Origin of the sequence: Mesorhizobium sp. M7A.F.Ca.ET.027.02.1.1 (assembly GCF_004022985.1) — a bacterium.
Taxonomy (GTDB): domain Bacteria; phylum Pseudomonadota; class Alphaproteobacteria; order Rhizobiales; family Rhizobiaceae; genus Mesorhizobium.
The window spans coordinates 1-5,033 of the sequence record NZ_RZOL01000425.1 but is presented as its reverse complement, the minus strand read 5'-3'; the positions used below and the strand labels follow the sequence as shown (position 1 = coordinate 5,033).

The 5,033-nt window shown below is 63.8% G+C and carries 6 protein-coding genes; 4 read left to right on the top strand and 2 right to left on the bottom strand.

Translation table 11 applies throughout. The features are described from left to right. The 3 genes from recO to EN749_RS30310 form a co-directional block, all read left to right on the top strand. The coding region (gene recO, locus EN749_RS30320) for a DNA repair protein RecO (RefSeq protein WP_128364544.1) at nt 1–538 on the top strand (538 nt) is incomplete at its 5' end. Continuing rightward, a complete protein-coding gene (locus tag EN749_RS30315; RefSeq protein WP_027162667.1) occupies nt 535–1,053 on the top strand; it encodes a PaaI family thioesterase in 519 nt (172 codons plus the stop codon). The genes recO and EN749_RS30315, both read left to right, overlap by 4 nt. A gap of 112 nt (nt 1,054–1,165) precedes the next feature. Further along, nucleotides 1,166–3,919 (top strand): DUF2339 domain-containing protein, encoded by a 2,754-nt coding sequence (locus EN749_RS30310; RefSeq protein WP_128364543.1) that lies wholly within the window; start codon nt 1,166–1,168, stop codon nt 3,917–3,919. A gap of 3 nt (nt 3,920–3,922) precedes the next feature. Here the strand turns inward: EN749_RS30310 and EN749_RS30305 are convergent, their stop codons facing one another. Then, the gene (locus EN749_RS30305; protein WP_128364542.1) at nt 3,923–4,351 is read right to left on the bottom strand and encodes a type II toxin-antitoxin system VapC family toxin; all 429 of its coding nucleotides are present in this window, start codon (nt 4,349–4,351) and stop codon (nt 3,923–3,925) included. Then, nucleotides 4,341–4,595 (bottom strand): type II toxin-antitoxin system VapB family antitoxin, encoded by a 255-nt coding sequence (locus EN749_RS30300; RefSeq protein WP_128364541.1) that lies wholly within the window; start codon nt 4,593–4,595, stop codon nt 4,341–4,343. The genes EN749_RS30305 and EN749_RS30300 overlap by 11 nt, the downstream gene beginning before the upstream one ends. A 275-nt stretch (nt 4,596–4,870) precedes the next feature. Here EN749_RS30300 and EN749_RS30295 point away from each other — a divergent pair. Continuing rightward, nucleotides 4,871–5,033 (top strand): sigma factor (locus tag EN749_RS30295; RefSeq protein ID WP_281061931.1); only part of this gene is annotated, 163 nt, incomplete at its 3' end.

Genomic DNA, 5,033 nt, shown 5'->3' with positions numbered 1-5,033 from the left:
GTTGATGGACAGCGCCGTCGCCGTCTACGGATTGCAGACCATGGCCGCGCATCTGCGCCTGCTGCCCGAGCGCGACGCGCATGAAGGTCTCTACGAAACGCTTGCCGTGATGATCGTCCATCTCGACGACGCCGACGTTGCCGGCGAACTGGTGGCGCGCTTCGAGCTTCTGGTGCTGGACGAACTCGGCTTCGGCCTCGATCTCAGTCAATGTGCCGCCACCGGCACGCGACAGGATCTGGCCTATGTCTCACCGAAGTCGGGACGTGCGGTATCGCGCGAAGCCGGTTTGCCGTGGCGCGACAAGATGCTGGCTCTGCCGGCCTTCCTGCAGCGCGGCTCCGGCCTGCGCGCCGATGCGGCTGATGTCGACGACGCCTTCCGGCTCACCGGCTTCTTCTTCAACCGCCACGTCTATGAGCCGCGCGGCATCGAGCCGCCGGACGCTCGTACCGGCTTCCTCGCCGCCTTGCGCAAACATCACGCGCGCGGCAAGGCCATAGCTGGCGAAGACGCAGCCAGAGAAATCATCACATGAGCGAGGTCGAACTTTATCCTGGCCGGGTCTCACCGCTCGGCCTCGGCACCATTCCGCACGCCGACATCCTGAAATACACCGGTTTGGAATTGCTGCAGCGCATCGTCGACGGCAAGTATCCGGCGCCGCCGATTTCCTTCCAGCTGAATTTCACTCTCACCGAAGTCTCGGAAGGGCGCGCTGTCTTTCGTGGCATGCCGAGCGAGCGCCATCTCAATCCGCTGGGCAGCGTGCATGGCGGCTGGGCGGCGACGCTGCTCGATTCGGCACTGGCCTGTGCCGTGCAGACGCTGCTCGAAAAGGGCGAGGCCTATACCACGGCGGAGTTCAAGGTGAATTTGACGCGTCCCATCACGCCGAAGACCGGCGAGGTGGTGTGCGAGGGCAGGGTTGTTCACAAGGGCCGCACGTTGGCGGTGTCGGAAGCGACGCTGAAGGATGCCGGCGGCAAGCTGCTGGCTTTCGGCACCGAAACATGCTCGATCTTTCCGGCCGCCAATCTGGCGGCGCGTTGACTGGCGGCGCATTGAGTTTTCCGAGCTTGGATTTTCTGGCCGTTTGGCCGCCGCATTTGAATGTCAGTAAGACGAATGTCAGTGAAAACTGGCCTGGTTTGGGGGAACCGCCATGTTTGAAAGCCTGATCGGCCTTGTCGCCATCATCGCCTTGTTCGTCATCATTTCGCGCCAGCAGAGCCGCATCGGCCTTGTCGAGCGCGAGCTTGGCGCACTGCGCAGCCTTGTGCTCTCGGGAGCCATGCCGCCTGCGGCCAGGCCGTCCGAACAGGCGGTGGCCGACAACGCGCCCGCCGATATGGCTCCGGACGTAGCGGCCGCGGCCGATATCGTTCCGCCGGAGGTAAGCGCAGCGGTCACAGCCCCGGCGCCAGCCACGGACACGGAAGACTCGACCGGCGAGATCGTCTCCGGGCCGTGGACCGCTCCAGAACCGGCACCGAAGGCAGTGGAACCCGCGGAGCTTCCCGCAGCGGCGAAAGCCGCCCGCCAATCCGATGTCGAAACCGCGCTCGGTACCCGCTGGGCGGTCTGGGTTGGCGGCATCGCGCTGGCGTTGGGCGGCCTGTTCCTGATCCGCTACACCATCGAGGCCGGCATTTTCGGTCCCGGCGTGCGGCTGGCCATGGCCGGCGTGCTCGGCCTGGTGCTGGTCGCCGGCGGCGAGTTCATCCGGCGCACCGGCTTCAAGGTGCCGGTGCAAGGGGCCGCCGGCGCTTATATTCCAGCGATCCTGACTGCTGCCGGTGCCTTCATCCTGTTCGGCACCGTCTATGCCGCGCATGGCATTTACGGCTTCATCGGCCCGGCACTCGCCTTCACGCTGCTCGGCGTCATCGGTGTGGCGACGATCGCGGCAGCTCTTGTCCATGGCCAGGCGCTGGCCGGCATCGGCCTTGTCGGCGCCATGGTGACGCCGGTGCTGGTCGCCTCGCAGGCACCCAATCCCTGGGCGCTTTTCGGCTATCTCGCGATCGTGCTTGCCGCCACCGGCGCCATCGCCCGCATGCGCGATTGGAAATTACTGATGGCGGCTGCCTTTTTCGGCGCCGGTGTCTGGACCATCCTCTATATGACCGATGCGCCAGGGGCGAACCTCTCTGCCATCCTGTTCATCGACGCCGTCACGCTGGCCGTGCTCGCCCTTGTCTGGCTCGCTCGCCGTGACGACGAACCTGGACCAGCCAGGGCTTTCGACTGGCCGTCCATCGTGCCTGGCCTGTTCGTCGCATTCTCGGCGTTGGGCCTGTCGGTCGACCCGGCCTTCGCTGCCGCCGGCTACGCTTTGCCGGGCGCGGTGGTGATCGCCGCGATGGTGGTCGTCGCGCTTTATCGCCCCCTGGCGCTGCCGCTCGTCTATGCAGCGGGACTCGTCACGGTGCTGATCTATCTCGGCATCATCCCGCCAACCTCGATCGCTTCCGATTTTTCCAGCGGCGCCTTGGGCGTTGACGGACTGCCGGTGGCCACGTCCAACGCGCTGACCTTGCGCATCGGCATCGTGCTCGGCCTGGTCTTCATCGGCGCCGGCTTCTGGGCCGCGCGCCGGTTCGCCGCCGGCACGCAGATCCGCGCGGCCTCATGGGCAGCGTGGGGCGTCATTGTCCCGCTGGTCATCCTGCTGGCACTCTGGTTCACCTTCGGCAATCTCGACCGTGACCTTGTCTACGCTGCCGCAGCGGCACTGCTGGTCGTCATTTTCGCCGCCGGCGGCGAGTGGATCGCGCGGGCCGAGGAGCCGCCGCTCAAGGGCGGTGTCGCGGTGTCGTTTGCCCTGGGCGGCGCGGCCATCGCCGGGCTCCTGCTCGTGCATATGGCTTTCGATTCCGGCTGGACCACCATCCTGCTCGGTGCGGCGGCCATCGTGCCGGCGCTGACTACGCGCTGGCGCGCCTATCCGGTGCTCGGCTGGATTTCGGTCGGCGCGGTGATCGCGGTGCTTGGCCGCGTCGCTTTCGACCCGACCATCGTCGGTGCCGGGTTCCTGTCGACGACGCCGGTGTTCAACTGGCTGCTGCCAGGCTACGGCGTGCCGGCACTGGCCTTCGGCTTTGCCGCCTGGCAGCTTGCGCGCACCACGAATGGCCGGCCGCGCCTTGCCATGGAGGCGGCTGCGGCGCTGTTTGCGCTGCTCACGCTCGCTATGCTGGTGCGCCACGCCATGCACGGCGGCGTCATCGACACGGGTGCCATGACGCTCGCCGAACAGTCGATCTACACCCTGATCGCCATCGGCGCCGGCGCCATCCTGGTCGCCATCGACATGCGCTCGCCAAGCTCGGTGCTGCGCTATGGTTCGATGGCCGCCGGTGTGGCCTCGGTCGCCTTCATCGTTGTCAGGCACTTCGTCGTGCTGAATCCGCTGTTGTCAGACGAATCGACAGGCCGGATCCCGGTGTTCAACCTGTTGTTTCTCGCCTATCTCCTGCCTGCGGTCGCCGCCGGGGGACTGGCGCTCTACGCCAGGGACAAGCGGCCGAAATGGTATGCGCAGATGCTGGCCGTGGTGGCTGCCGTGCTTGCCTTCGCCTATGCCACGCTGTCGGTGAGGCGCCTTTTCAAGGGCGAGTTCATCGGCTTGTGGAGCGGCCTCGGCCAGTTGGAAACCTATACCTACTCGGCGCTTTGGCTGGTGATTGGCGTTGCGCTCCTCACAGCCGGTGTCTGGTTGAAATCGCAGGTGCTGCGCGTCGCCTCGGCCGCGCTGATCGCGATCGCCGTGCTGAAGGTCTTCATCTTCGACATGTCGGAGTTGGAAGGCGTGCTGAGGGCGCTGTCGTTCATCGGCCTTGGCGCCGTGCTGATCGGCATCGGCCTGTTCTACCAGCGGCTTTTGACACGGGCGGCGAAGTCTGAAGTCGGGTAGGGCTCAAGCCATATCGGTCTGCGAGAAATCATTTCCCTTGTACAGCAGTGGAACTCGGTAGGCCTTGGCGCAAGCATAGCTGAAACAATCGCCGAAGTTCAGTTTGGCAGGATGGCCGACATATCGACCGTAGTCGCGGGCGGCCTTGATCGCGAGTTCGCGAATGCCGGTATCCAGCGGAATCTCGACCGCCTTGAGTTCGTCGAGGAAGCCCATAACAATCGTTTGGCATTGATCGATCAGAGCAGGTGGCGTCGAAGCTTGGTCGCCTCTTTCCGCTACCGATTTCCTGCGAGCTATCGCTACGATCGCCTCGAAGGCCGAACTCGGCGAAAAATAGAGCTTTTCAGCGGGTTCCATCTTTCTGAGCAGATGACCCGCATCTGGCTCCCTCAGAATGATCGCGATGATGGCGGAGGCATCAAGAAACATCGGATTCTCCCCAGGCCTCGTCCATGAATTTCTTCATGTCGAAGGTGGGATCATCAGGGCCAAGTGCGCTCGCGGCATCCTGAAATTTTTTGATACGTTCGCTTAGTGGAAGAACAGAGCGAGCCCGTTCAAGCTCGTGCTTGAGAGCAATCCGCACCGCTTCCGTCTTTGTCGGCGCCTTGATCGCAGATTGCAACTCGCGGGCCAGCGCGTCGACCTCGTCATCGCGAATGTAAAGCGACATATACGATTTCCTTGCTGGGTGCATATCCCAATTCGAATATGCAGAATATACAGCATTGAATATACGTGCTCCCGGACACGTTTTCAACGGTCACGGACGCGTTCTCGACCTGAGATTTCGTCTGGAGAGCAGATTATAACAGATACTCTCTCCTTGATCGGCGGGAATAAATCGGCACTAGCCAGCGTTATTGCATTGCTTGGGTGACCGGGGCGGGAGACCGCTTCGCGCTGGCCGCTTGCGCCGTGCCCGGAAGGCGCGTTCAATTGGGATCAATAAGGGCGACCTCGAAACCAGCGGTCATGGACGAAAAGAAGGCAGCAATCCTTGGCGAAATACCGCGCCTGCGCCGCTACGCACGCTCGCTTTTGCGCGACCGCGACGCTGCCGACGACCTTGTCCAGGATTGCCTCGAGCGGGCGCTTGTGCGGCTCGACA

What these genes read in the sequence shown, in the direction of transcription:
- EN749_RS30315 (WP_027162667.1), top strand. Translation starts at nt 535, where the DNA reads ATGAGCGAGGTCGAACTTTATCCTGGCCGGGTCTCACCGCTCGGCCTC.
- EN749_RS30310 (WP_128364543.1), top strand. Translation starts at nt 1,166, where the DNA reads ATGTTTGAAAGCCTGATCGGCCTTGTCGCCATCATCGCCTTGTTCGTC.
- EN749_RS30305 (WP_128364542.1), bottom strand. Translation starts at nt 4,351, where the DNA reads ATGTTTCTTGATGCCTCCGCCATCATCGCGATCATTCTGAGGGAGCCA.
- EN749_RS30300 (WP_128364541.1), bottom strand. Translation starts at nt 4,595, where the DNA reads ATGTCGCTTTACATTCGCGATGACGAGGTCGACGCGCTGGCCCGCGAG.